The organism is Moorena sp. SIO4A1 (assembly GCF_010672065.1).
Taxonomy (GTDB): Bacteria; Cyanobacteriota; Cyanobacteriia; order Cyanobacteriales; family Coleofasciculaceae; genus Moorena.
On record NZ_JAAHHX010001093.1, the window covers coordinates 1 to 1,009 of the forward strand.

The 1,009-nt window shown below is 44.9% G+C and carries 1 protein-coding gene and 1 pseudogene; both read left to right on the forward strand.

Annotated elements, in window-relative coordinates:
* Positions 1–714 (forward strand): annotated as a pseudogene (locus F6K53_RS45515) (D-alanine--D-alanine ligase family protein); the annotation flags it as partial.
* A 77-nt stretch (positions 715–791) separates the two neighbouring features.
* A partial coding sequence (locus F6K53_RS45520; protein ID WP_293087839.1) for a nucleoside-diphosphate kinase occupies positions 792–1,009 on the forward strand: 218 nt, incomplete at its 3' end.

Genomic DNA, 1,009 nt, shown 5'->3' on the forward strand with positions numbered 1-1,009 from the left:
TGAGTTCCCTTTGTCGGTAGTGGTGTTTTGGGTTCTGCTGTAGGCATGGACAAGCTGGCAATGAAGACAGTATATGCCCAAGCCGGATTACCCCAAGTCAACTACATGGAAGTTTTGCGATCGCAAGTTTGGTCTGATCCCTGTGTATTTACCAAACTCTGTGACCAAATTGAGGAAACCTTAAACTATCCCTACTTTGTCAAACCAGCTAATTTAGGCTCATCGGTAGGGATTGCCAAAGTGCGATCGCGTTCTGAATTAGAAGCCGCCTTAGATAATGCTGCTAATTATGACCGCAGGTTGATTGTAGAAGAAGGGGTAGTAGGGCGAGAAGTAGAGTGTGCTGTACTAGGGAACGATCATCCCAAAGCCTCAGTAGTTGGTGAAATTACTTATGATAGTGATTTCTATGACTACGAAACCAAATACACTCAGGGTCAAGCGGACTTGTTAATCCCCGCTCCCTTGCCCACTGACGTCATTACCCAGATTCAGGAAATGGCAATCCAGGCGTTTACTGCCGTTGATGGGGCTGGTTTAGGACGGGTAGACTTCTTTTATGTCGAAGCCACTAAGGAAATCTTCATCAACGAGATCAACACCTTACCAGGTTTTACGGCAACCAGTATGTATCCCCAACTGTGGGCAGCTACAGGTGTTCCGTTTCCACAATTGGTGGATCAGTTAATTGAGCTAGCAATAGAGCGGGCTTGAATCTTAGTCCTAAAGGAATATCATAGGAAAGGCTATGCCCAAGATTGACCTGAGTTAAACAATTTGAGGAGATAAACTTGGAACGGACATTTCTGATGGTTAAGCCGGATGGTGTACAACGGAATCTTGTTGGTCAAATCATCCAGCGTTTTGAGACAAAAGGTTTTACCTTAGTTGGGCTGAAGCTTATGAACGTCAGCCGTGAACTTGCCGAACAGCATTACGCTGTTCACAAAGAGAGACCTTTCTTTCCCAAACTAATCGAATTCATCATCTCTGGTCCTGTAGTAGCAAA